Source organism: Mycobacterium sp. PS03-16 (genome assembly GCF_004570325.1).
Classification (GTDB): Bacteria; Actinomycetota; Actinomycetes; order Mycobacteriales; family Mycobacteriaceae; genus Mycobacterium.
The window spans coordinates 1-22,064 of the sequence record NZ_SPQO01000055.1; the positions used below are offsets into that span (position 1 = coordinate 1).

A 22,064-nucleotide genomic window follows, 5' to 3' on the forward strand; every position below is an offset into this window, starting at 1 on the left:
CGTCGCCTTCGTGAACTTCGCCCCGATGACGCGATCCGTGCTCGCTCGCATGCGGCCGGGGTCGACCGTCATCCGCTACGGCATCGGCTACGACAACGTCGACGTGGCCAGCGCCACCGAGCTCGGCATCCGGGTGGCCAACGTGCCCGACTACGGCGTCGACACGGTGGCCGACCACGCGGTGGCCGGGCTGCTCGCGCTGGCGGCGCTTGCACTCGGCGTGCCGGCCTGGACGCTGCTGCGCTGGCTGTGGATCGGCGGCGCGCAGGCGTGGCCGCTGGCCGAGATGGGCGATGCGCTGGCGCAGACCGCGGTTCTGGCCGCCGGCGCCGCCGCGCTGGCCACCGCGCTGGCGTTCCCGTTCGCCTGGGTGGCCGTGCGCTCCAGCGGCGTGTTCGGCCGCGTGGTGGTCGGCGCCAACTTCGTCACCAGCTCGATGCCCGGGATCGTCACCGCACTCGCACTGGTCACCGTCGCGATCCAGTGGGCGCCGCCGGTGTACCAGAGCGTCGCGCTGATCCTGCTGGCCTACGTGCTGCTGTTCATCCCCCGCGCGCTGGTCAACATCCGCTCCGGGCTGGCCCAGATCCCGTCGTCGCTGGAGGAGGCCTCCCGGGCCCTCGGCGCGTCCCCCACCACCACCTTCCTGCGGGTGACGCTGCGGCTGACCGCGCCCGCGGCCGCGGCCGGGGCGGCGCTGGTGTTCGTCGCGGTCGCCACCGAGCTGACCGCCACGCTGATCCTCGCCCCCACCGGCACCCGCACGCTGGCGATGCGGTTCTGGTCGCTGAGCAGCGAACTGGACTACGCCGCGGCCGCCCCGTACGCGGTGCTGCTGATCGTGCTGTCGATCCCGGTCACCGTGCTGCTGTTCCGTCAGTCGACCCGGGCGGCGGCGCTGTGAGCGACACACACGAAATCCGCGGGGTGGTCAAGGCGTTCGGCGGGACGACCGTGCTCGACCACATCGACCTCGCGCTGCCCGCGGGCACGCTCACCGCGGTGGTCGGCGCGTCGGGCTGCGGTAAGACCACGCTGCTGCGGGTGATCGCCGGCTTCGAAACCCCCGACGCCGGCACCGTGCACATCGCCGGCCGGCAGGTCGCGGGCCCGTCGACCACGGTCGCCCCACACCGCCGCGGCGTCGGCTACGTCGCCCAGGACGGCGCGCTGTTCCCGCACCTGACCGTCGCCCAGAACATCGCCTACGGACTGCCCGGCACCCTGCGGCGCGCGTCGGTGCGCACCCGGGTCGCCGGGCTGCTCGAGACCGTCTCGCTGCCGGAGTCGTTCGGGGCGCGCCGCCCGCAGGAACTGTCCGGCGGTCAGCAGCAGCGGGTCGCGCTGGCCCGCGCCCTGGCCCGCGAGCCCGCGCTGATGCTGCTCGACGAACCGTTCAGTTCGCTGGACACCGGGCTACGGGCGGCCACCCGTCGCGCGGTCGCCGACATGCTGGCCACCGCAGGCGTCACCACCCTGCTCGTCACCCACGATCAGGAGGAGGCGCTGTCGGTGGCCGACCAGGTGGCGGTCATGCGCGACGGCCGCTTCACCCAGGTGGGCAGCCCCCAGGACGTCTACCTGCGCCCCCGCGATCGCTACACCGCGGAGTTCCTCGGCGACTGCGTGTGCCTGTCCGCCGTGGTCACCGCCGGCGTCGCCGACTGCGCGATCGGCCGCGTGCCGGTGCAGCGCGACGCCCCCGACGGGCCGGCGACGCTGGTGCTGCGGCCCGAGCAGATCTCCGCCACCGCGATCACCGACTCCGTGCGCTCGGGCCCGGTCGGCACCGTACTCGCCGTGGAGTTCCTCGGACCCGACGTGGTGCTGACCATCGACCCGTCCGGCGACACCGCGCCGATCACCGTCCGCCGGCACAGCGTCGACGCGCCCGCGGTCGACACGAAGGTGCACATCGAGGTGATGGGCGCCGGGGCGGTGCTGCGGTGAGCGCGCTCGTCGAGGCGCTGCGCGCCCACGGTGACCGGGTGGCCGTGCTGACCGCCACCGACCGGCTCAGCTACGCCGAGCTCGCCGACCGGGTGGCCGCCGTCGCCGCCGAACTCGGCCCGGTGCGCCGGCTGGTGCTGCTCGAGACCCGCAACGACCTGGCCACGCTGACCGCCTACCTCGGCGCGCTCGCCGCCCGCCACGTCGTGCTGCCGGTGGCCGCGGGCACCGACCACACCGCGATCTCCCACGTCTACACGCCCGACGTGGTGATCGACGCCGGCGGAATCCGGCAGTGGCGCAACGAGTCCCGGCACCACCTGCACGAGGATCTGGCGCTGCTGATGTCGACGTCGGGCAGCACCGGCTCCCCGAAACTGGTCCGGTTGTCGTGGGCCAACCTGCGCGCCAACGCGGAGTCGATCGCCACCTATCTCGACATCCGGCCCACCGACCGCGCGGCCACCACGCTGCCGATGTCGTACTGCTACGGGCTGTCGGTCGTGCACAGCCATCTGCTGCGCGGCGCGGGCCTGATTCTCACCGACGCGTCGGTGGTCGACGACGAGTTCTGGGAGCTGTTCGCCCGCCATCGCGGCACCACGTTCGCCGGGGTGCCCTACACCTTCGACCTGCTCGACCGCATCGGCTTCGAGGCGATGGACCTGCCGCACCTGCGCTACCTCACCCAGGCCGGCGGACGCCTGCCGGCCGACCGGGTGCGCCGCTTCGCAGAACTCGGCCGGGCCAAGGGCTGGCAGCTGGTGGTCATGTACGGCGCCACCGAGGCCACCGCCCGGATGGCGTATCTGCCACCCGATCTCGCGATCAGCCGCCCGGACACGATCGGACGGGCGATTCCCGGCGGCCGCTTCACCATCGAACCGGTCGAGGGCTGGACCGAGCCCGGCGTCGGCGAACTGGTCTATCACGGCCCGAACGTGATGATGGGCTACGCCGAACAGCCCGCCGACCTGGCCCGCGGCGCCCAGCTGGACCGGCTGCACACCGGCGACATCGCCCGCCGCGGCGCCGACGGGCTCTACGAGGTGATCGGCCGGCGCAACCGGTTCGTCAAGATGTACGGGCTGCGCATCGACCTGCAGCGCATGGAGGCGGCGCTGCGCGACCGCGGGGTGGCCGCGCTGTGCGCCGCCGACGATGCCGACCATCTGGTGATCGCCGCGACCGGCACCGACGCCGCCGACGTGCAGCGTATCGCCGCCCAGGCGGCCGGGGTCCCGGTCGGCGCCGTGCACGCCGTGACCGTGCCGGAGCTGCCGCTGCTGCCGTCGGGTAAGCCCGACTACCAGCGGGTGCGGACCCTGTCGCCGCGCGGTGACACGCGGGAGGGCGCCGACGCGCGCGCCGTGTACGCCGAGGCGCTGCACCTGGACCCGGACACGATCGACCCCGACGCCAGCTTCGTCGACCTCGGGGGCAACTCGCTGTCGTACGTGACCGTGACGGTGCGGCTCGAACGCGTCCTCGGTCGGTTGCCCGCCGACTGGCCGCGTCTCCCGCTGCGCGACCTGCAGCAGATGGCCCGGCCGTCGCCCGGCCGCCGGCGGCACCTGGCTGCCGTCGAGACCAGCGTGGTGCTGCGGGCGGTGGCGATCGTGCTGGTGGTCGGCTCGCACGCCGAGCTGTTCGAGTGGTGGGGCGGTGCGCACATCCTGCTCGGCATCGCCGGATACAACTTCGCCCGGTTCACGCTCACCCCCCGGCCCCGCGCCGAGCGGGTGCGGCACCTGCTCGGGGCCGTCGGGTGGATCGCGGTGCCCGCGGTGGTGTGGGTGGCGATCGCGCTGGTGGTCACCGACGACTACGCACCGACGAATCTGTTCCTGGCACAGAAGTTCCTGGGCCCGCACGACAGCATGACCGCCGGACGCCTGTGGTTCGTCGAGGTGCTGGTGTGGATTCTGGTCGCGCTGGCACTGGTGTTGTGCTGGCCGGCCGCCGACCGGTGGGAACGGTCCCGGCCGTTCGCGGTCGCCGTCGGTTTCCTGGCCTTCGGTCTGGCGCTGCGCTACGACATCCTCGGGCTCGACCTCGGGCGCGACGCCTGGTTCACGGTGCTGACGTTCTGGTTCTTCGCGCTCGGCTGGGCGGCGGCCAAGGCCACTGCGACGTGGCAGCGGGTGGCGCTGACCGTGGTGCTCGCGGTCGCGCTGTACGGCTACTTCCTGACCGCCGAGCGGACGCTGATCGTGCTGACCGGCCTGCTGCTGCTGATCTGGGTGCCGGCCGTCCGCGTGCCCGCCGCCCTGACGGTGGCCATCGGCGTGGTGGCCGAGGCGTCGCTGTACACGTACCTCACCCACTTCCAGGTGTATCCGCTGTTCCCCCATCCCGCGGTGGGCGTGCTCGCCGCGCTGGTCGTCGGCGTGCTGCTGACCCGGGCGCTGACGCTGCTGCGCCGGCGGGCGGCGGGGTGGGGGCGGGCCGTCGCACGGGTCAGCGCGGCCAGGACAGGCGGCTGAGCGGTTGTAGTGACGTCATAGTGACGTCATTATGACGTCATGGACCTGCAGCCGTACATCGAGCGCGTCCGGCACGAACTGTCCGTCGCGGCGGCGCCCGGCGGCGCCGAGGCCGCAGCGCTGGCCGATCGCCTGAGCGCGGCGCTCGACTCGGCCCTGCGCCTGGCCTTGCTCGAGGCGTTGTCCGAGGCGGCCGAGCAGGTCACGCGCGACTTGGCGCCGGACTCGGTGGAGGTGCGCCTGCGCGGACGTGACCCCGAGTTCATCGTGTCGGCCGCGGCCCGCGAACCCGGGCCGCCCCCCGCAGCGTCCGAAGCCGCCGCAGCACCGGAGCCCGACGACGAAGGCGGTACCTGGCGAGTCACGTTTCGCCTGCCGGCCGGCCTGCGCACCCCCGTCGAGACGGCCGCCGGCCGCGAGGGGCTCTCGGTCAACGCCTGGCTGGTGCGTGCGGTCAGCGCCACGCTGCGCGGTGACGACGCAACGCGCGACCGCCGCTCCACCGGCAGACACGTCAGCGGCTGGGTCCGGTGACACCCCCTTCGACACAGGAGAACGCCATGCCGACTTTCCCCACACCCCAACCCATCACCGTCGACATCGAGGTGGCCGCAGGCGCCGTCCACCTCGTGGCCGGCGATACGACCGAGACCACGGTCGACGTCCGCCCGCGCGACCCGTCCCGGGACGCCGACGTCAAGGCGGCCGAACAGACCCAGATCGACTTCCACCAGAACCGCCTGAGTGTGCGGACACCGATGCCGTGGATCATGTTGGGCCGCAGGGGAGCCGTCGAACTGTCGGTCACCGTGCCCGCCGGGTCCCGGCTCACCGCGGCCGTGGCGTCGGCCTCGGTGCGGGCCGACGGCCGCTACGCCGAATGCCGGCTGTCCTCGGCGAGCGGCGCCATGTCGGTGGAGGCGGTCACGGGCCACGTGCGGGCGGACTCCGCCTCCGGAGACGTCACCGTGCACCGGGTGTCGGGGGCGGTGACGGTGTCGACGGCGTCCGGGGACGCGGCCGTCGGTGAGCTGAGCGGTGACCTGAAATTCCAGACCGCCAGTGGCGCGCTGTCCGTCGACCGTCTGCACGGGCGACTCAGCGCGCAGAGCGCGTCGGGTTCGGTCACCGTGCGGACCGCGACGACGGGCGCGATCTCGGTGCAGACAGCGAGCGGCGGGCTGGCCGTCGGCATCCCCGAAGGCACTGCCGCACAACTCGATCTGCACACGCGGTCGGGCGTGGTCACCAATACGCTGCAGCCCGCCGGTGGCCCGTCCCACGGTGACGAGACGCTGGCCGTGCGTGCGCGCACCGCATCCGGTGACATCTCCATCCATCGCGCGGTCCAGCGGCCCGCCGTGCCACGATGAGGAAATGGCCGACGAGCAAGACTTCAACGCCCGCATCATCGAAGAGTTCCGCCGCAACGGCGGCAAGGTGGGTGGCCAGTTCGAGGGCTTCCCGCTGCTGTTGTTGACGTCCAAGGGCGCCAAGAGCGGCGCCTACCGCGTGAACCCGGTGGCGTACTTCGACATCGACGGCAAGCTCTACATCGTCGGCTCCGCCGCCGGCCGGGACCAGAGCCCCGGATGGGTGTTCAACCTGCGCGCCGAACCCTATGCGACGGTCGAGATCGGCGCCGACCCACCCAAGGCCGTCGCAGCACGCGAACTGCCCCGCGACGAGCGCGACCGCATCTACCCGATCGTCGTCGAGCGGGCCCCCGGCTTCGGGGACTACGAGCGCAGGACCGACCGGGTGATCCCCGTCTTCGAGTTGACCGACGCCTGACCGGGTGTGACCCCGGTTTTTCGGGGCATTCCCTCGCCGGTACATGACACTTCGGTGAGGGAGAGAGTCAACATGGCGTCAGGTGTCGCAACCGTGTGGTTGCCGGTCGAAGACATGCAGCGGGCGGTGCAGTTCTACAGCAACACGCTCGGCCTCGAGGTCAAGAAGCAGAAGGACGAGTGGTCCGAACTCGACGCCAACGGACTGATGGTCGGACTCAACGCCCGCGAATCGGCCGGTGGCAGTGGCGGTGCGCTGCTGACGTTCCAGCCCGACGGTGGGCTCGACGACGAGGTGGCGCGCCTGAAGAAGGAGGGCGTCACGTTCGCCGGGGACATCAGCGAGCACCCCTGGGGCCGGATCGCCTCGTTCAAGGACTCCGAGGGCAACGACCTGCAGCTCTACGAGCCGCCGTCGAGCTAGCGGTCCAGCCCGCGGATGCGGCCGGGCGGCGGGCCGACGTGCACGACGTCGAGGTCGGCGTCGTGGGCGGCCAGCCGCGCCCGGAACGTGGCCGGGTCGATGAGGCCTTCGGTGTACACCAGGTCGTCGGTCGCGTCGCCGGTGACGTCGAAGAACGGCTCGAACACGTCGCCGGTGAGGATGCCGAGCATGCGGGTGTCGTGCCGGTCGATCGCGAAGGCGTGGATGGTGCCCGCGGGGGCGTGCAGGAAGTCACCCGGCGTCAGTAGCACCTGATCGCCGTTGGCGTACAACCAGATCCGGCCGGACAGGCACAGGAAGTTCTCGGTGTGGTGCTGGTGGAAGTGTCTGCCGATGTAGGGTTGCGGGCCGGCGGTGGTCTGCACCGCGAAATAGCGGCCGTCGGTGTTGCGCGCGCGGGCGGTGAACGCGTTGACCGCATCCGGCCAGGCCCGCCGCTCACCGGTCATCGCCCGCAGGAAGTACGGTTCGGTGCCGACAGGCAGCGTGTCGTCCCATTCGTCGCTCGCGGGCACGAACTCCAGGTCGTGCCGGTGCGCGCCGCCCGGCAGCAGCAGCGTGTCGGTCAACTCCTGCTGCGCCGAGTACATGTGCGCGTCGACGCGGGCGTGGGCGAGGGCGTCGTCGTCGAGCACGGTGTCGAGGGCGCCGCCCGGCGCGGAGAAGAACAGCATCCGGCTGCCGTGGCCCAGGATGCGGTAGGCGACGGGTACGCCCGCCGGCACGTGGATCGAATCGCCCTGCGCGAGAACGCGACTGCGGCCGGGCAACCAGAACTGCACACACCCGTCGAACACCTGATAGGTCCGCTGATGGTGCAGCAGGCTGTGGAACGGCGCTCCCGCCCCGCGGGGGCCGAGGATGAACGCCGCGTCGAACAGGCCGCCGGTGTCGCACGCGCGGGCGATCACCGTCCACAACTGCCCGTCGATCTCGTAGCGCAGACCCTCCCCGCTGGCGAGGTAGTAGGGCAGCGGCTCGCCGGGCAGGGCATTGATCAGCGGGCGGGTGGCGTGGACGGTGTCGAGGTCGAGCGTGGTCGTCATTTCTTCCATTGTCCGGTCGCGGCCGCCGAACACCAGCGGGAAGCCCCGAAGCACCATCCGGACGATCCGGATGATCAGCCGCGGGACACCTGCACCGCGATCCGGCCGAAGCGCCGCAGCGCCGGGCTGGTCCGGCCGTCGACCAGGCACAGGTTGGTCGGCCGGTCCGCCAGATCGCGGATCGGGACGAACCGCACCCCGGGCCGCTGGTACATCTCGGCGGCCGAGGCACCCGCGACGTTGACACCGATTCCCGCCGCGCACAGTTCGAGCACCTCGTCGAAGGTGCGGGCGATCGGCAGCGTGCGGGGCGCGTCGCGCAGCACATCGCCCAGCCAGTGATCCGAGAGGGACGTGTCCCCCACGGCGACGAACGTCTGACCGGTCAGATCGGCCACGTCGACCACCGTCCGGTCGGCCAGCGGATGGTCCTCGGCGACCACCAGCAGGCACGGTTCGGTCCACAGCGTGGTGGCCGTGACGGCCGGGGGTGGCGGGGCGACATCGGCGATCAACGCACAGTCCACGTCACCGTCCAGCAACGCCCGGTACGGCTGGGTGAACCCGAGTTGGGTGATGTGCCAGTCGATGTCGTCCATCTGCCGGCGGGCCTCGGCGAGGATCGCCCGCGCCCGCGGGGTGAACACCGACAGGCCGATGCGCACCCGCGCCCGGTGGGCGCCCGTGCGGGCCCATCCCACCACGTCGTCCATCGCGGCGACCACCCGCTGCGCCAGCGGCACCAGAGCGCGCCCGTCATCGGTGAGCGCGACGCTGCGCGAGGTCCGCAGGAACAGCATCCGGCCGGTCCGCCGCTCGAGCGTCGCGATGTGCTCGCTGAGCGAGGACGGACTGACCCGCAGCGCCTCGGCGGCCCGCCCGAAGTGCAGCTCCTCGGCCACCGCGAGGAAGCTGCGCAGGTGCGCCACGGTCACGTCCACTCCGCCGAGGTTAGCCCGGCAGCGCCTGCGCACCGGTCCCAACGGACCCACCGGTGCGCCGGTACTCACTCGGGCTGACCCCGCGGACCCGCTTGAACGCCGCGCTGAACCCGAACGGGTCCGAATAGCCCACGGCGCGGGCGACTTCGGCGATGGTCGCGCGTTCCCGCTCGACCAGCAGATCGGCCGCGAGGGTCATGCGCCAGCGGGTGAGGTAGGTCAGCGGCGGTTCGCCGAGCAGGTCGCTGAACCGCTTGGCCAGGGTCGACCGGGACACCCGGGTGCGGTCGGCCAACTCGGCGACAGTCCACGCCGCGGCCGGTTCGGCGTGCAGCAGGCGCAGCGCATCGCCGACCACCGGGTCGCGCTGGGCGGCCCACCAACCCGGCGGGTCGCCACCCGGCCGGTCGAACCACTCGCGCAGCGTGCACACCATCATCCAGTCGAGCAACCGGTCCAGCACGATCTGCTGGCCGGGGACGTCGAGCGCGACCTCGGCGGCGAGGTGGTCCAGCACGGCGTCCCCGGTGCCGCCGGCCTCGACGCGCAGCACCACCGGCAGGGCGTCGAGCAGCCGGCGGGTGATCTCACCGCGCACCGGATAGGCCCCGACGATGAGTGTCGTTGCGCCCGGGCCGGTTCCGGCGGGGTCGTGCCAGCCGAGCCGGTGGCGGGTGCCGCCCAGCTCGGGCGTCGCGCAGAACTCCCCGCAGGCGATCGGTTCGGCCGCGGTGTCGACGGCGTCGACGAACGTGAAGGTGCCCGGGCCCTTGACCACCACGGTCTCGTAGGCGCGCAGCGGTTCCGGTGTGCCGTGCTCGGGCACGACCCAGCCCTCACCGCCGCCCAGCACGGTGCACAGGGTCAGCGGGGCGCCGTCGACGAAGTGCAGCGCCCACGGCGGGGTCAGTGCCGTGCTGCCGAACAGGGAGCCGTGCGCCCGCACACCGCGGAACAGATCGCCGAAGACGTCCACCGCAACGAGGCTAGACGATCAGACAGGCAATCCGGCCTTTCACCCATGGCATCGTCCGACAAGCGTGCGTTGACTGGGCGTCATGAGAAACGACACCACTCTCGTCCTCGGCGCCACCGGCAAGACCGGCCGGCGCGTGGCCGCCCGGCTCCGGCTCCAGGGTGTGCCGGTGCGGGCCGCCTCCCGATCCAGCGAGACCCCATTCGACTGGTCCGACCCCGGCGGCTGGGACGCCGCCCTGCGGGGCGTCGCCGCCGCGTACGTGGTGGCGCCGGGCACGCCCGGTCCCGTGCACGAGTTCGTCGCGCGGGCCGAGGCCGCAGGCGTGCAGCGCCTGGTGCTGCTCTCCGGGCGCGGCGCCGACACCTGGGGTGACTTTACGTTCGGGCTGGACATGCGCGACGCCGAGGAGGCGGTGCGAGGATCCGCGCTGGAGTGGACGGTGCTGCGTCCCAACAACTTCGCGCAGAACTTTGACGAGGAGCTGTGGCACGCGCCGGTGCTCGCCGGCGAGTTGGCGCTGCCGGCCGGTGAGGTGCCCGAACCGCTGATCGACCTCGAGGACGTTGCCGACGTCGCGGCCGCAGTGCTGACCCAGCCCGGACGGCACGCCCGGCGGACGTACGAATTGTCCGGGCCGCGGGCGATCACGTTCGCCGAGGCCGCCGAGCTGATCTCCCGGGCGACCGGGCGGACGATCACCTACAAGCAGATCTCCCCCGCCGAGTACACCGCGTCGCTGGTCGAGCAGGGCGTCGGCGAGGACGACGCCGGCCACATCGCCGAGATGTTCGTGATGATGGAACGCGCAGAACTCGCCGGAACCACCGAGGACGTCGCCGCGGTGCTGGGCCGGTCGGCGCGGACGTTCGAGGACTACGTCCTGCGGACCGCGGCCACCGGAGCGTGGACCCCGTGAGCGCGCTGACCGCCGCGGACGTCGAGTTCCTGCGGCGCCCGCTGTACGGGTTCGTCTCGGTGGCCGCCGGGCCGAGGCCGCCGCAGCCGCGGCCGGTGTGGTTCGAGGTGACCGACGAGGGAACCGTGCAGTTGTTCACCGGCCCGGACACCGCGAAGGTGCGGCGGCTGGCCGAGGACCCGCGGGCGTCGATCGTGGTCTCCGCGCCGGTGGGCGAGCGGGAGCGCTGGGTCTCGGTGGCCGGGCGGGCCTCAGTGGAGCCCGACGGCGCGCACGCGCTGTGCGAGCGCCTCGCCGCGCGCTACTGGGACCTCGACGATCCGGTACGCGTCAAGGACCTCGCCGACCTGCTGGCCGGTCAGTGGGTCCGGCTGATCATTCACCCGGAGAAGGTGAGTCGCTACGCGGCGTGACGGGGCGGGCCGACGGGACGATCAGCACCGGACGCGTCGCGCACTGCAGGGTGGCCCGCGCGACACTGCCCAGCACGATCTCGCGGGCGGCCGATCGCCCGCGAGACCCGACGACCAGCGCGGCCGCGTCGTTCTGGTTGGCGCAGCGCACCAGCGCCTGGCTGGTCGCGCCCGCCCCGGTACCGCCACCGGTGGTGAGGCGGATGACGGAGCTGTCGGCGGGTTGCGGCGCCGAGTCGTGGCCGCTGACGGTGCCGACCAGCACCCGCCGGCCGGCGAACAGCGTCTGCGCCGCGTGGACCGCCGCCTCCGCGCCCGGCGATCCGTCGCTACCGACGAGGATCGGGCCGTCGGCGAGGGCGGCGTGTTCGGCGGCCAGCATCGGCCGCGGGACGATGAGGACGGGTCGCGTCGAGTGGCGGACCACGGCCGAGGACACGCTGCCGAGGAACTTGTGCACACCACCGATCCCCCGGGCGCCCACGACCGTGACGTCCGGTGAGTGCTTCTCGGCCAGTTCGACCAGGCCGCTCGCTTCCCCGCCCCAGGTCTGCTTGACGACGGGTTCGGCGTTCCACTGCCGGTACCGCGCCAGCGCGACGCCGGTGTCGGCGATGAAGGCCGCCTCGCGCTTGCCCTCGCCGACCGTCATGTCGTTGAGCTCGTCGAGGTTGCGGGCGGTGGCGCGCAGCCGGTGCCGCAGTTCCGCGCCGGCGAACGGCGGACTCCACAGATAGGCGATCGTTGCGTGCGCCGAGGGGAACAGGCGCGCACCGGCATCGATGGCGCCCATCGCGTCCGCCGACCCGTCATATCCCACGAGCACATTGACCGGCATGGTGGCCTCCTCATGGTGAAGCTACCTGCACCGGGTCGGCGCTGGTCACGGATTGCTCAGACGCGAAGGTAGCTGTCGCGGCGTCCTGTGGCCGCGAGCAGCCGGTCGTCGACCCGGGTGGCCGCCGCCCGGATGTAGTCGTCGCGTTCGGGGTTGGCCAGCGCCCCGGGCCACGTCGGGCCGTGGCGTCGCAACTTCTCACGTAGCCGTGCCGAGACGGTGATGAACGTGCCGTCCTGCGTCGCGGTGTTGTCGGCCGCGGTCAGTGCGTCCGACGGCGCGTCCTCGAGGTAGGGGAACTCGCTCAGCTCGCCGTCCAGCCCGCGCACGCGCGCCACGAACCGGCTGCCGGAGTGGTGGGCGACCAGCGTGCACACGCGGTGCGGCCACCCGGTGTCCCGTAGGTACCGCGCGCCGTCGAGCGGATGGAAGCCGGTGGCGGCGAGGTCCGGGAGGTACCCGATGTCGTGCAGCCAGGCCGCCGCGACGAGCGCATCAACGTCGGTGGGGTCGACGGTGACCGCGAGCGCGCGGGCGCGGGTGGCCACGGCGGCGAGGTGCACGCGGCGCGTGGGCTGCACGGCCATCAGGCGACGGGCGAGGTCTTCGGCTGCCGAGGTCAGAGTCTGGGACACCGGTACCAGAACGTACCTGCGCCGGGTTAACGGCCGGATTCAGCGGCGATGCGCGCGCTCGATCAGCTCGCCGAGGCGATCGCCGTGCCCACCGACGTGGAGCCGGTCGAGCGGTTCGCCCGGGCGTGCCGTCAGTACCGTACGTTCGCCATACGCGATCCCGCCCGGTACGTACTCACTTCGGGGTGGGGAGCCCGCTCGTGGACCAGTCGTCCGGGTGGCAGGCGCCGGCAGCCCTCTTCGGGGTCTCATCGAGCGGGTCAAAGCGCTCGAAACGACTGGTAGAGAGGGCAATTCGGCCGAGGCGGCGCGTGCGGTGTGGAGCCGGTGCACGGCGCCGTCACGATCGAGCACGCCTGAACCACTCAGACCCGCGTCGCGGCAGCCGCCTACGAACGCCTGCGCGAGGTACTGGTCGACGGTCTCGCCGCGCACCCTTGAGGTCGTCGATCTAGTTGGTGGAGGGTGGCGGGTGTGGTTCGAAGGGTCGGTACCACCACCAACCCATGCGCTCGCCGGTGGGACCCGCATACGGCGGGACCACCGGGGGTGGTGTGGTGGGTGGTCGCGCCAGGGACCCCGCGCGTAGTGGTCGGCCGTCGTCATCGGTGACCACGAGGCGCCCCGCGGTCCCACTGATCGTGATCAGCCCGCGGTGATGCAGCCGATGGTGATACGGACACACCAGCACGAGGTTGTCTGGATCGGTGGGGCCGCCGTCCTGCCAGTGCCGAATGTGATGGGCGTGCAAACCCCGCGTCGCCCCGCAGCCGGGGACCACGCAGCAGCGGTCCCGATGCTCCAGCGCCCGGCGGAGCCGACGGTTGATGCCGCGCGTGGACCGTCCGGCGCCGATCGGTTGGCCGTCGCGTTGGAACCACGCCTCAAACGTGGCGTCACACAACAGCAAGCGGCGATCCTCATCACTGAGCATCGGCCCCAGATGCACGCCCGCGGCCGGTTTGTCGACATCGAGGTGCACCAGCACGGTGGTGTGATGCCCGTGCGGGCGGCGCGCCACCTCGGCGTCCCAGCCGGCCTCAACGAGGCTCATGAACGCCTCCACCGTGGTCGGAAACGACGCTGCCTGCTCGCGCGGCCGGCCACGCGCATCCACGCCGTGCGCGTCGTACTCGGAGCCGTGGTCGCGGGTCCAGTCCGCGATCAACCCGTCCCGATGCGACTGCAACGCCGCATCGAATCGGGCCGCCTCCAGCGTGGTGAGCCGGATCCGCCACGTCGTGTAGTCGCCGTCCTCATGCTTGGTGATCCAGGACTCGGGTTCGGGTGTCGGCTTCGGTTGCGGGCGGGGTTCGAGTTTGACCATGGTGCGCAACTGGGTGACCGTCGCGTTCTGCGCCAACCCGACATAGTGCTCATCAGATCCCTCGGCGGCGCCCTTGGCGATCACGCCGATCTGGTCCAGCGACAGCCGGCCCTCCCGCAGCGCCTCGGCGCAGCGCGGAAACTGCTCGAGCCGATGCGCCACCGCCACCATGGTCTCGGCGTTGCTGGGCGAGGTACCGGTCTTCCAGGCCACCAGTGACGTGATGGACCGACACCCGGTGGCCCCCCACAGCTCGTCACCGTCGATTTCGGCCACGATCTCCGCCAGCCGGCCATCGATGGCATTGCGCTGACCGCACAGTTCCGACATCTCCTCGAACAACAGCTCAAGGCGCTCCTGCGGAAGCAAAGCCGTTGCGGTCGAGGACATGAACCCATCAAAACAGGAGGGTCTGACATCGCATCGTCCGTCAGATCGATCCGCAGTAGAGAATGAAAACCCCGGCCCGAAGGCCGGGGTTCTTGTCACCACACCGGTGGGCGAAGGGGGACTTGAACCCCCACGTCCCGAAGGACACTGGCACCTGAAGCCAGCGCGTCTGCCATTCCGCCACTCGCCCTGGAAGACCGAGGGAGCCTATCACCCGCGGCCCGTCGTACTCAAAATCGTACCGCTGTACCGCATCGATCCCCGTAGAACGGGTATGGCACACACCGCTGACCTGGCGTGATGCGATTCTCAGAATTCTGTTGGTCCCGCCGACCAGCGGTGGGTAGATACCATGCAGGGATATTCCGGGCCAGCCGACACGCGGCGGGCCGGCTGCGTGAGCAGCCACGACGGCAACGACGACGAGTGAGGCGGGCGGTGAGATGGGTCTGGTGGACCGCATCGAGCGCAAACTCGAGTCGACCGTCGGCGACGCGTTCGCCCGGGTGTTCGGCGGGTCGATCGTGCCGCAGGAAGTCGAGGCGCTGCTGCGCCGCGAGGCCGAGGCCGGCATCCGCACCGTCGGCGGCGGCCGCATTTTGGCCCCGAACGAGTACGTAATTACCCTCAGTGTGCCTGACCATAAGAAGGTACGCGCCGATCCTGACCTGACCTCGACCACTTTCGCCAAACATCTGGAGGGATACATCCGTGACCAGGGATGGCAAACGTATGGTGAGGTGGTTGTCAGGTTCGAGCAAGCCCCCCATCTGCACACCGGGCAGTTCCGCGCGCGCGGCGCGGTCAACCCAGATTCAACCGGCGTACCCGCACCAGCGCACCGAGACCATGCTTTCCCCGCAGAATCAGGAGTAGCAGCGATGAGCGACAACCCGAGTTACCGCGGCGGCCAGGGCCCAGGCCAGGGTCAGCGGCCGGCCGACGAGTACTACGACGACCGCTACGGCCGTCCCCAGGATGAGGCGCGCGGCCAGGAGCCCCGCGGCCAGTACCCGCCGGAGCAGGGCGGCTACGGCGGTGACCAGGGCGGCTACCCGCCCCGCGGCGGCTACCCCGAGCAGGGCGGCTACGGCGACCAGGGTGGCTACGGCGGCGGCCAGGGCGGCTACGGCGGCCCCGGCGGCGGCCGTCCCGACTACGGCCCCCCGCCGGGCGGCGGCTACGGCGACCAGGGCTACCGCCAGGGTCCCGGCGGCTACCCGCCCGCCCCCGGCGGCCAGCCCGGCTACGGCGGTATGGGTGCCGAATACGACTACGGCCGTCCCCAGGCGCCCGGCCGCCACGAGGACGGCGGCTACGGCCGCGAGTCCCGGCCCGGATACCCGGACCAGGGTGGCTACGGCGACCAGGGTGGGTACGGCGGCGGCTACGGTGCCCCTGCCGGCGGTCGGCAGGACTACGGCCAGGATTACGGCGGCGGATACGGCGCCCCGGCCGGTGGCTACGCCGACCCGGGTTACGGCGAGCCCGCGGGCCGCGACTACGACTACGGCCAGGGCCAAGGCGGATACGCCGGCGGCTACGGCCAGGGCGACTACCCGTCGGCCGGTGGTACCACCGTCACGCTGCAGCTCGACGACGGTAGCGGCCGCACCTACCAGCTGCGCGAAGGCGCCAACGTCATCGGCCGCGGCCAGGACGCCCAGTTCCGGCTCCCCGACACCGGGGTGTCGCGCCGGCACCTGGAGATCCGCTGGGACGGGCAGGTCGCGCTGCTGTCCGATCTGAACTCCACCAACGGCACCACGGTGAACAACGCGCCCGTGCAGGAATGGCAGCTGGCCGACGGTGACGTCATCCGGCTGGGCCACTCGGAGATCATCGTCCGCGTGCACTGAAACAGCACGACCCGGTCACGGCCGGGACATGCGGTCGGCTTCAGCGTCACGCCGACCGCTGCCCAAGTATCGTGACCTTGCCGACCGGCACCGCACCGACGGAGTCGCCGGCGACGAGGTGACCGGCACGGAGAGGACGTCAGATGCAGGGGTTGGTGCTGCAGCTGACGCGTGTCGGCTTCCTGCTGCTGTTGTGGCTGTTCATCTGGTCGGTGCTGCGCATCCTGCGCACCGATATCTACGCTCCCACCGGCGCGGTGATGGTGCGCCGCGGTTTGGCGCTGCGCGGCTCACTGCTGCCGAACAAGCAACGCAACGTCGCCCGCCAGCTGGTGGTCACCGACGGCGCGCTGGCCGGCACCCGGATCACCTTGGGCACCCAGCCGGTGCTGATCGGCCGCGCCGATGACTCCACGCTGGTGCTGACCGACGATTACGCCTCCACCCGGCACGCCAGGCTGTCGCCACGGGGCTCGGAATGGTATGTCGAGGACCTAGGATCGACCAACGGCACATACCTCGACAGGGCAAAGGTGACGACGGCGGTAAAGGTTCCCCTGGGGACGCCGGTGCGAATCGGCAAGACGGTGATCGAGCTGCGCCCGTGACCGCGCGCATGCGAGGAGCGCGATGACGCTCGTCCTCCGGTACGCCGCGCGCAGCGACCGCGGCCTCGTCCGCGCCAACAACGAGGACTCCGTCTACGCCGGTGCCCGCCTGCTGGCGCTCGCCGACGGTATGGGTGGGCACGCGGCCGGGGAGATCGCCTCCCAGCTGGTGATCGCCGCGCTGGCGCATCTCGACGACGACGAGCCCGGCGGCGACCTGCTCAGCAAGCTCGACCACTCCGTGCGCGAGGGCAATTCGGCGATCGCCGCGCACATCGAGGCCGACCCCGAGCTCGAGGGGATGGGCACCACGCTGACGGCGATCCTGTTCGCCGGCAACCGGCTGGGCCTGGTGCACATCGGCGACTCCCGCGGCTATCTCATGCGCGACGGGGAGCTCACCCAGATCACCAAGGACGACTCGTTCGTCCAGACGCTGGTCGACGAGGGCCGCATCACCGCCGAGGAGGCGCACAGCCACCCGCAGCGCTCCCTGATCATGAAGGCGCTCACCGGTCACGAGATCGAGCCGACGCTGATCATGCGCGAGGCCCGCGTCGGCGACCGCTACCTGTTGTGCACCGACGGTCTGTCCGACCCGGTCAGCCACGAAACCATCGCCGAGGCGCTGCGCATCCCGGACACCGCCGAGAGCGCCGACCGGCTGATCGAGCTGGCGCTGCGCGGCGGCGGCCCGGACAACGTGACCGTGGTGGTCGCCGACGTCGTCGACTACGACTACGGCCAGACCGCGCCGATCCTCGCCGGCGCGGTCTCCGGCGACGACGACTCCCCGCCGCCGAACACCGCCGCAGGCCGCGCATCGGCGTTCAACCCGAAGCGCAATGTGCCGAAACGCGTGGTGGCCCCGCCGGAGGAGCCGGTCAAGAAGCCCCGCTCGAAGCGGCGGATGTACATTGCGGCCACGCTCGTGGTGCTGGTGGTGCTCGCCGGCCTGGCGATCGGCCGGGAGGTCGTGCGCAGCAACTACTACGTCGCCGCCCACGACGGCACCGTGTCGATCATGCGGGGGGTGCAGGGCTCGCTGCTCGGCTACTCGCTGCAGGACCCCTACCTGCTGGGGTGCCTCAACGCCCGCAACGAGCTGTCGCTGATCAGCGCCGGTCAGTCCGAGGAGAACCGGGGCTGTCAGCTGCTCAACGTGCAGGACATGCGCGAATCCGAACGGGCGCAGGTGATCGCGGGGCTGCCCGGCGGCTCGCTGGACGAGGCGATCGCCCAGATCGAGGAACTGGCCCGCAGTTCGGTGCTCCCGATCTGTCCGAGCCGGCCGCCGTCGACCAGCCGGACACCGACGCCGGCCCCGAGTCCGGCCTCGAGCCCCACACCGACGCCCTCTCCCACGGGAAGCCCTGGGGAGGGCGCTTCTCCGCGTAGCGGCAGCTCACCGGCGCCGGAGACGCCGACCACCGTGACTCCTCCCCCGCCGCCACCGCCACCGCCCTCGCCGACGGTGACCGCTCTGCCGCCCCCGCCACCGCAACCGGGAACGACGTGCCGGGCGGCGTCATGACGACGCAGCCCCAGTCCCCGGTCACGGTGACCCCGCCGCTGCCGAACCGGCGCAACGCCGAACTGGTTCTGCTCGCGTTCGCCGCGGTGATCACCACGGTGGCACTGCTGATGGTGGAGGCCAACCAGGAGCAGGGCATCAGCTGGGACCTCGCCCAGTACACCGCCGGCTACCTGGCGCTGTTCGCCGGCGCCCACTTCGCGGTTCGCCGCTACGCCCCCTACGCCGACCCGCTGCTGCTGCCGGTCGTGGCGCTGCTCAACGGCCTCGGGCTGGTGATGATCCACCGCCTCGACCTCGCCCAGGGCGCGCTCACCGAACGCGGCCTCGGCGGCACCGCCAACCAGCAGATGCTGTGGACCCTGGTCGGCGTCATCGGATTCGCCTGTGTCATCACCTTTTTGAGCGATCACCGGATGCTGGCCCGGTACGGCTACGTGTGCGGGCTGGCCGGCCTGATCCTGCTCGCCATCCCCGCGGTGCTGCCGCGCTCGATGTCCGAGCAGAACGGCGCCAAGATCTGGATTCAGCTGCCGGGCTTCTCGATTCAGCCCGCCGAGTTCTCCAAGATCCTACTGCTGATCTTCTTCGCCGCCGTCCTGGTGGACAAGCGCGAACTGTTCACCAGCGCGGGTAAGCACTTCCTCGGGATGACGCTGCCCCGGCCGCGTGACCTGGCGCCGCTGCTGGCGGCCTGGATGGCCTCGATCGCGGTCATGGTGTTCGAGAAGGACCTCGGCACCTCGCTGCTGCTGTTCGCCTCGTTCCTGGTGCTGCTGTACGTGGCGACCGACCGGATCAGCTGGGTGGCCATCGGGTTGTCGCTGTTCGCGGTGGGATGCGTTGCGGCGTACTACCTGTTCGGCCACGTGCGGGTGCGGGTGCAGACGTGGCTGGACCCGTTCGCCGACCCGGAGGGCGCCGGCTACCAGTTGGTGCAGTCGATGTTCAGCTTCGCCACCGGCGGCATCTTCGGCACCGGCCTGGGCAACGGGCAGCCCGGCACCGTGCCCGCGGCGTCGACGGACTTCATCATCGCCGCCGTCGGTGAGGAACTCGGTCTGGTCGGGTTCTCCGCGGTGCTGATGCTCTACACGATCCTGATCATCCGCGGTCTGCGCACCGCGATCGCGGTGCGCGACAGCTTCGGCAAGCTCCTGGCCGCCGGGCTGGCGGCCACGTTGGGCATCCAGCTGTTCATCGTGGTCGGCGGCGTCACCCGGCTGATCCCGCTGACCGGTCTGACCACCCCGTGGATGTCCTACGGTGGATCGTCGCTGGTGGCCAACTATCTGCTGTTGGCGATCCTGCTGCGGATCTCGCACGCCGCGCGCCGGCCGATCAGCACCAAACAGCAGCTGCACCAGACGCCGATCGCCTCCGCGAGCACCGAGGTGATCGACAAGGTATGAACACTTCCCTGCGCCGCATCTCCGTCACGCTGATGGTGCTGATCGTGCTGCTGCTCGGCAACGCGACCATCACCCAGGTCTTCACCGCTGACGGGCTGCGTACCGACCCCCGCAACCAGCGCGTGCTGCTCGACGAGTACTCCCGCCAGCGGGGCCAGATCACCGCGGGCGGTCAGCTGCTGGCCTATTCGGTGGCCACCGAGGGCCGGTTCCGGTTCCTGCGGGTCTACCCGAACGCGTTGTCCTACGCCCCGGTCACCGGGTTCTACTCGCTGCAGTACTCGAGCAGCGGCCTGGAACGCGCCGAGGACACCATTCTCAACGGCTCCGACGAGCGGCTGTTCGGCCGCCGGCTGGCCGACTTCTTCACCGGCCGCGACCCGCGCGGCGGCAACGTCGCCACCACCATCAACCCGCAGGTGCAGCAGGCCGCCTTCGACGCGATGGCCGACGGCTGCGATGGGCCCTGCAAGGGCGCGGTCGTGGCGCTCGAACCGTCGACCGGCAAGATCCTCGCCATGGTGTCGTCACCGTCGTTCGACCCGAACGAGCTGGCCACCCACGACGTCGAGGAACAGACCCAGGCCTGGCAGCGGCTGCGCGACAACCCGGACAACCCGCTGCTCAATCGCGCCATCTCCGAGACCTATCCCCCGGGTTCGACGTTCAAGGTGATCACCACCGCGGCCGCGCTGCAGGCCGGCGCCACCCCGGACACCCAGTTCACCGCGGCGCCGCAGATCCCGCTGCCGGACAGTTCGGTGACGCTGCAGAACTTCGGCGGCCAGGCCTGCGGCGGCGGGCCGACCGCCCCGCTGCGGGAGGCGTTCGCCCGGTCGTGCAACACCGCGTTCGTCGAGATGGGCATCGACACCGGCGCCGAGGCGCTGCGGGCCACCGCGCAGTCCTTCGGGCTCGACACCCCGCCACCGGCGATCCCGCTGCAGGTCGCCGAATCCACCGTCGGTCCGATCGCCGACGCCGCCGCACTGGGCATGTCCAGCATCGGACAGCGGGACGTGGCGATGACACCGCTGCAGAACGCGATGGTCGCCGCCACCATCGCGAACGAAGGGGTAACGATGCGGCCCTACCTGGTAGACAGCCTCAAGGGACCCGACCTGGCCAACCTCACCACCACGTCACCGACTGAAGAGCGCCGGGCGGTGACGCCGCAGGTCGCGGCTACACTTACTGATCTGATGGTCGGCGCCGAGCAGCTGACGCAGCAGAAGGGAGCCATCGCCGGCGTGCAGATCGCTTCGAAGACGGGGACTGCGGAGCACGGCACGGACCCCCGCAACACTCCGCCGCACGCGTGGTACATCGCGTTCGCCCCGGCCCAGGCGCCCAAGGTCGCGGTCGCGGTGCTGGTCGAGAACGGCGGCAACCGGCTGTCGGCGACCGGCGGCGCGCTGGCCGCCCCGATCGGCCGCGCCACGATTGCGGCCGCGCTGAGGGAGGGCTCGTGAGCCCCCGAAGCCGAGCGAAGCGAGGCGAGAGATTGAGCCTCCGAAGCCGAGCGAAGCGAGGCGAGAGATGAGCCCCCGAAGCCGAGCGAAGCGAGGCGAGAAATGAGCCCCCGCGTCGGTGTCACGCTGTCCGGCCGCTACCGGCTGCAGCGGCTCATCGCCACGGGCGGTATGGGCCAGGTGTGGGAGGCCGTCGACAGCCGCCTCGGCCGCCGCGTCGCGGTGAAGGTGCTCAAGGCCGAATACTCCACCGACTCCGAGTTCGTCGAGCGGTTCCGCGCAGAGGCACGCACGGTGGCCATGCTCAACCATCCCGGCATCGCCAGCGTGTACGACTACGGCGAGACCGACATGGACGGCGAGGGCCGCACCGCCTACCTGGTCATGGAGCTGGTCAACGGCGAACCGCTGAACTCGGTGCTCAAGCGCACCGGACGGCTGTCGCTGCGCCACGCGCTGGACATGCTCGAGCAGACCGGCCGTGCCCTGCAGGTCGCGCACACCGCCGGCCTGGTGCACCGCGACGTCAAACCGGGCAACATCCTCATCACCCCGACCGGCCAGGTGAAGCTGACCGACTTCGGCATCGCCAAGGCCGTCGACGCCGCACCGGTCACCCAGACCGGCATGGTGATGGGCACCGCGCAGTACATCGCCCCCGAACAGGCCCTCGGGCACGACGCCACCGCGGCGAGCGACGTGTACGCGCTCGGTGTCGTCGGGTACGAATCCGTCTCGGGCAAGCGGCCTTTCACCGGGGACGGCGCGCTGACCGTGGCGATGAAGCACATCAAGGAGACGCCGCCGCCGCTGCCGGCGGACCTGCCGCCCAACGTGCGTGAGCTCATCGAGATCACGCTGGTGAAGAACCCCGGGATGCGGTACCGGTCCGGCGGACCGTTCGCCGACGCCGTCGCCGCGGTGCGCTCGGGCCGGCGTCCTCCGCGCCCCAACGCCGCGCCCACGCTGGGCCGGGCTGCCCCCGCCGCGGTGCCGTCGACCACCCAGGCCCGCGAGATC

21 protein-coding genes and 1 tRNA gene are annotated in these 22,064 nt (G+C 71.4%); 15 read left to right on the plus strand and 7 right to left on the minus strand.

Annotated features, from left to right (window positions below; all coding sequences use genetic code 11):
• From E4P42_RS25655 to E4P42_RS25685, 7 genes are all read left to right on the plus strand, one after another.
• A partial coding sequence (locus tag E4P42_RS25655) for an iron ABC transporter permease (protein ID WP_135129381.1) occupies positions 1-904 on the plus strand: 904 nt, incomplete at its 5' end.
• Positions 901-1,950 carry an ABC transporter ATP-binding protein gene (locus E4P42_RS25660; RefSeq protein ID WP_135129390.1) on the plus strand — a complete coding sequence of 350 codons (1,050 nt, stop codon included), beginning with the start codon at positions 901-903 and terminating at the stop codon, positions 1,948-1,950. The genes E4P42_RS25655 and E4P42_RS25660, both read left to right, overlap by 4 nt.
• Positions 1,947-4,436 carry an AMP-binding protein gene (locus tag E4P42_RS25665; RefSeq protein WP_135129392.1) on the plus strand — a complete coding sequence of 830 codons (2,490 nt, stop codon included), beginning with the start codon at positions 1,947-1,949 and terminating at the stop codon, positions 4,434-4,436. Before E4P42_RS25660 ends, E4P42_RS25665 begins: the two co-directional genes overlap by 4 nt.
• Positions 4,437-4,475: 39 nt before the next feature.
• Positions 4,476-4,970, plus strand: a complete 495-nt coding sequence (locus E4P42_RS25670; RefSeq protein ID WP_135129393.1) for a histidine kinase — start codon at positions 4,476-4,478, stop codon at positions 4,968-4,970.
• Positions 4,971-4,996: 26 nt separating this feature from the next.
• Positions 4,997-5,809 carry a DUF4097 family beta strand repeat-containing protein gene (locus tag E4P42_RS25675; RefSeq protein WP_135129395.1) on the plus strand — a complete coding sequence of 271 codons (813 nt, stop codon included), beginning with the start codon at positions 4,997-4,999 and terminating at the stop codon, positions 5,807-5,809.
• Between the two features lie 4 nt (positions 5,810-5,813).
• Positions 5,814-6,230: a nitroreductase family deazaflavin-dependent oxidoreductase gene (locus E4P42_RS25680; protein WP_135129397.1), complete on the plus strand. Its 417-nt coding sequence runs from the start codon at positions 5,814-5,816 to the stop codon at positions 6,228-6,230.
• A gap of 72 nt (positions 6,231-6,302) precedes the next feature.
• Positions 6,303-6,653, plus strand: coding sequence for a VOC family protein (locus E4P42_RS25685; RefSeq protein ID WP_135129399.1), 351 nt, complete (start codon positions 6,303-6,305; stop codon positions 6,651-6,653).
• Here the strand turns inward: E4P42_RS25685 and E4P42_RS25690 are convergent.
• The 3 genes from E4P42_RS25690 to E4P42_RS25700 all read right to left on the minus strand — a co-directional run bounded on the left by E4P42_RS25690 (position 6,650) and on the right by E4P42_RS25700 (position 9,637).
• Positions 6,650-7,720 carry a quercetin 2,3-dioxygenase gene (locus E4P42_RS25690; RefSeq protein WP_135129401.1) on the minus strand — a complete coding sequence of 357 codons (1,071 nt, stop codon included), beginning with the start codon at positions 7,718-7,720 and terminating at the stop codon, positions 6,650-6,652. The genes E4P42_RS25685 and E4P42_RS25690 overlap by 4 nt on opposite strands.
• A gap of 74 nt (positions 7,721-7,794) precedes the next feature.
• On the minus strand, positions 7,795-8,661 hold the full coding sequence (locus E4P42_RS25695; protein WP_135129403.1) for a LysR family transcriptional regulator: 867 nt from the start codon (positions 8,659-8,661) through the stop codon (positions 7,795-7,797).
• A 10-nt stretch (positions 8,662-8,671) separates the two neighbouring features.
• Positions 8,672-9,637 (minus strand): AraC family transcriptional regulator, encoded by a 966-nt coding sequence (locus tag E4P42_RS25700; protein WP_135129405.1) that lies wholly within the window; start codon positions 9,635-9,637, stop codon positions 8,672-8,674.
• 82 nt (positions 9,638-9,719) lie between these two features.
• Here E4P42_RS25700 and E4P42_RS25705 point away from each other — a divergent pair, with 82 nt between their 5' ends.
• Both E4P42_RS25705 and E4P42_RS25710 read left to right on the plus strand, forming a co-directional pair.
• On the plus strand, positions 9,720-10,556 hold the full coding sequence (locus E4P42_RS25705) for an NAD(P)H-binding protein (protein ID WP_135129407.1): 837 nt from the start codon (positions 9,720-9,722) through the stop codon (positions 10,554-10,556).
• Positions 10,553-10,969: a pyridoxamine 5'-phosphate oxidase family protein gene (locus tag E4P42_RS25710; RefSeq protein ID WP_135129409.1), complete on the plus strand. Its 417-nt coding sequence runs from the start codon at positions 10,553-10,555 to the stop codon at positions 10,967-10,969. Before E4P42_RS25705 ends, E4P42_RS25710 begins: the two co-directional genes overlap by 4 nt.
• On the opposite strand, the gene E4P42_RS25715 is transcribed toward E4P42_RS25710, so the two are convergent.
• The 4 genes from E4P42_RS25715 to E4P42_RS25730 form a co-directional block, all read right to left on the minus strand.
• Complete coding sequence (locus E4P42_RS25715; protein ID WP_135129411.1) at positions 10,932-11,807, minus strand: universal stress protein; 876 nt, start codon at positions 11,805-11,807, stop codon at positions 10,932-10,934. The two genes, E4P42_RS25710 and E4P42_RS25715, sit on opposite strands and share 38 nt — an antisense overlap.
• Before the next feature lie 56 nt (positions 11,808-11,863).
• Positions 11,864-12,442 (minus strand): HD domain-containing protein, encoded by a 579-nt coding sequence (locus tag E4P42_RS25720; protein ID WP_245234237.1) that lies wholly within the window; start codon positions 12,440-12,442, stop codon positions 11,864-11,866.
• A 451-nt stretch (positions 12,443-12,893) separates the two neighbouring features.
• Positions 12,894-14,159, minus strand: coding sequence for an HNH endonuclease signature motif containing protein (locus E4P42_RS25725; protein WP_135129413.1), 1,266 nt, complete (start codon positions 14,157-14,159; stop codon positions 12,894-12,896).
• A 107-nt stretch (positions 14,160-14,266) separates the two neighbouring features.
• A tRNA-Leu gene (locus E4P42_RS25730) sits at positions 14,267-14,349 on the minus strand.
• A gap of 253 nt (positions 14,350-14,602) precedes the next feature.
• On the opposite strand from E4P42_RS25730, the gene E4P42_RS25735 reads away from it, so the two are divergent.
• From E4P42_RS25735 to E4P42_RS25760, 6 genes are all read left to right on the plus strand, one after another.
• Positions 14,603-16,018 (plus strand): DUF3662 and FHA domain-containing protein, encoded by a 1,416-nt coding sequence (locus tag E4P42_RS25735; protein ID WP_135129415.1) that lies wholly within the window; start codon positions 14,603-14,605, stop codon positions 16,016-16,018.
• Positions 16,019-16,161: 143 nt separating this feature from the next.
• The gene (locus E4P42_RS25740) at positions 16,162-16,626 is read left to right on the plus strand and encodes an FHA domain-containing protein (protein ID WP_135129416.1); all 465 of its coding nucleotides are present in this window, start codon (positions 16,162-16,164) and stop codon (positions 16,624-16,626) included.
• 22 nt (positions 16,627-16,648) lie between these two features.
• On the plus strand, positions 16,649-18,160 hold the full coding sequence (locus E4P42_RS25745) for a PP2C family serine/threonine-protein phosphatase (protein WP_135129419.1): 1,512 nt from the start codon (positions 16,649-16,651) through the stop codon (positions 18,158-18,160).
• Positions 18,157-19,572 (plus strand): FtsW/RodA/SpoVE family cell cycle protein, encoded by a 1,416-nt coding sequence (locus E4P42_RS25750; RefSeq protein WP_135129421.1) that lies wholly within the window; start codon positions 18,157-18,159, stop codon positions 19,570-19,572. The genes E4P42_RS25745 and E4P42_RS25750 overlap by 4 nt, the downstream gene beginning before the upstream one ends.
• Positions 19,569-21,044, plus strand: a complete 1,476-nt coding sequence (gene pbpA, locus E4P42_RS25755; RefSeq protein ID WP_135129422.1) for a D,D-transpeptidase PbpA — start codon at positions 19,569-19,571, stop codon at positions 21,042-21,044. The genes E4P42_RS25750 and pbpA overlap by 4 nt, the downstream gene beginning before the upstream one ends.
• 102 nt (positions 21,045-21,146) lie before the next feature.
• On the plus strand, positions 21,147-22,064 hold a 918-nt coding region (locus E4P42_RS25760), incomplete at its 3' end, for a serine/threonine-protein kinase (RefSeq protein ID WP_135129424.1).

Excerpts from the sequence above, each read along its gene's own strand:
- pbpA (WP_135129422.1), top strand. The coding sequence starts at position 19,569 with ATGAACACTTCCCTGCGCCGCATCTCCGTCACGCTGATGGTGCTGATC.
- E4P42_RS25690 (WP_135129401.1), bottom strand. The coding sequence starts at position 7,720 with ATGACGACCACGCTCGACCTCGACACCGTCCACGCCACCCGCCCGCTG.
- E4P42_RS25750 (WP_135129421.1), top strand. The coding sequence starts at position 18,157 with ATGACGACGCAGCCCCAGTCCCCGGTCACGGTGACCCCGCCGCTGCCG.
- E4P42_RS25680 (WP_135129397.1), top strand. The coding sequence starts at position 5,814 with ATGGCCGACGAGCAAGACTTCAACGCCCGCATCATCGAAGAGTTCCGC.
- E4P42_RS25705 (WP_135129407.1), top strand. The coding sequence starts at position 9,720 with ATGAGAAACGACACCACTCTCGTCCTCGGCGCCACCGGCAAGACCGGC.
- E4P42_RS25670 (WP_135129393.1), top strand. The coding sequence starts at position 4,476 with ATGGACCTGCAGCCGTACATCGAGCGCGTCCGGCACGAACTGTCCGTC.
- E4P42_RS25735 (WP_135129415.1), top strand. The coding sequence starts at position 14,603 with ATGGGTCTGGTGGACCGCATCGAGCGCAAACTCGAGTCGACCGTCGGC.
- E4P42_RS25685 (WP_135129399.1), top strand. The coding sequence starts at position 6,303 with ATGGCGTCAGGTGTCGCAACCGTGTGGTTGCCGGTCGAAGACATGCAG.
- E4P42_RS25715 (WP_135129411.1), bottom strand. The coding sequence starts at position 11,807 with ATGCCGGTCAATGTGCTCGTGGGATATGACGGGTCGGCGGACGCGATG.
- E4P42_RS25675 (WP_135129395.1), top strand. The coding sequence starts at position 4,997 with ATGCCGACTTTCCCCACACCCCAACCCATCACCGTCGACATCGAGGTG.
- E4P42_RS25745 (WP_135129419.1), top strand. The coding sequence starts at position 16,649 with ATGACGCTCGTCCTCCGGTACGCCGCGCGCAGCGACCGCGGCCTCGTC.
- E4P42_RS25725 (WP_135129413.1), bottom strand. The coding sequence starts at position 14,159 with ATGTCCTCGACCGCAACGGCTTTGCTTCCGCAGGAGCGCCTTGAGCTG.
- E4P42_RS25740 (WP_135129416.1), top strand. The coding sequence starts at position 16,162 with ATGCAGGGGTTGGTGCTGCAGCTGACGCGTGTCGGCTTCCTGCTGCTG.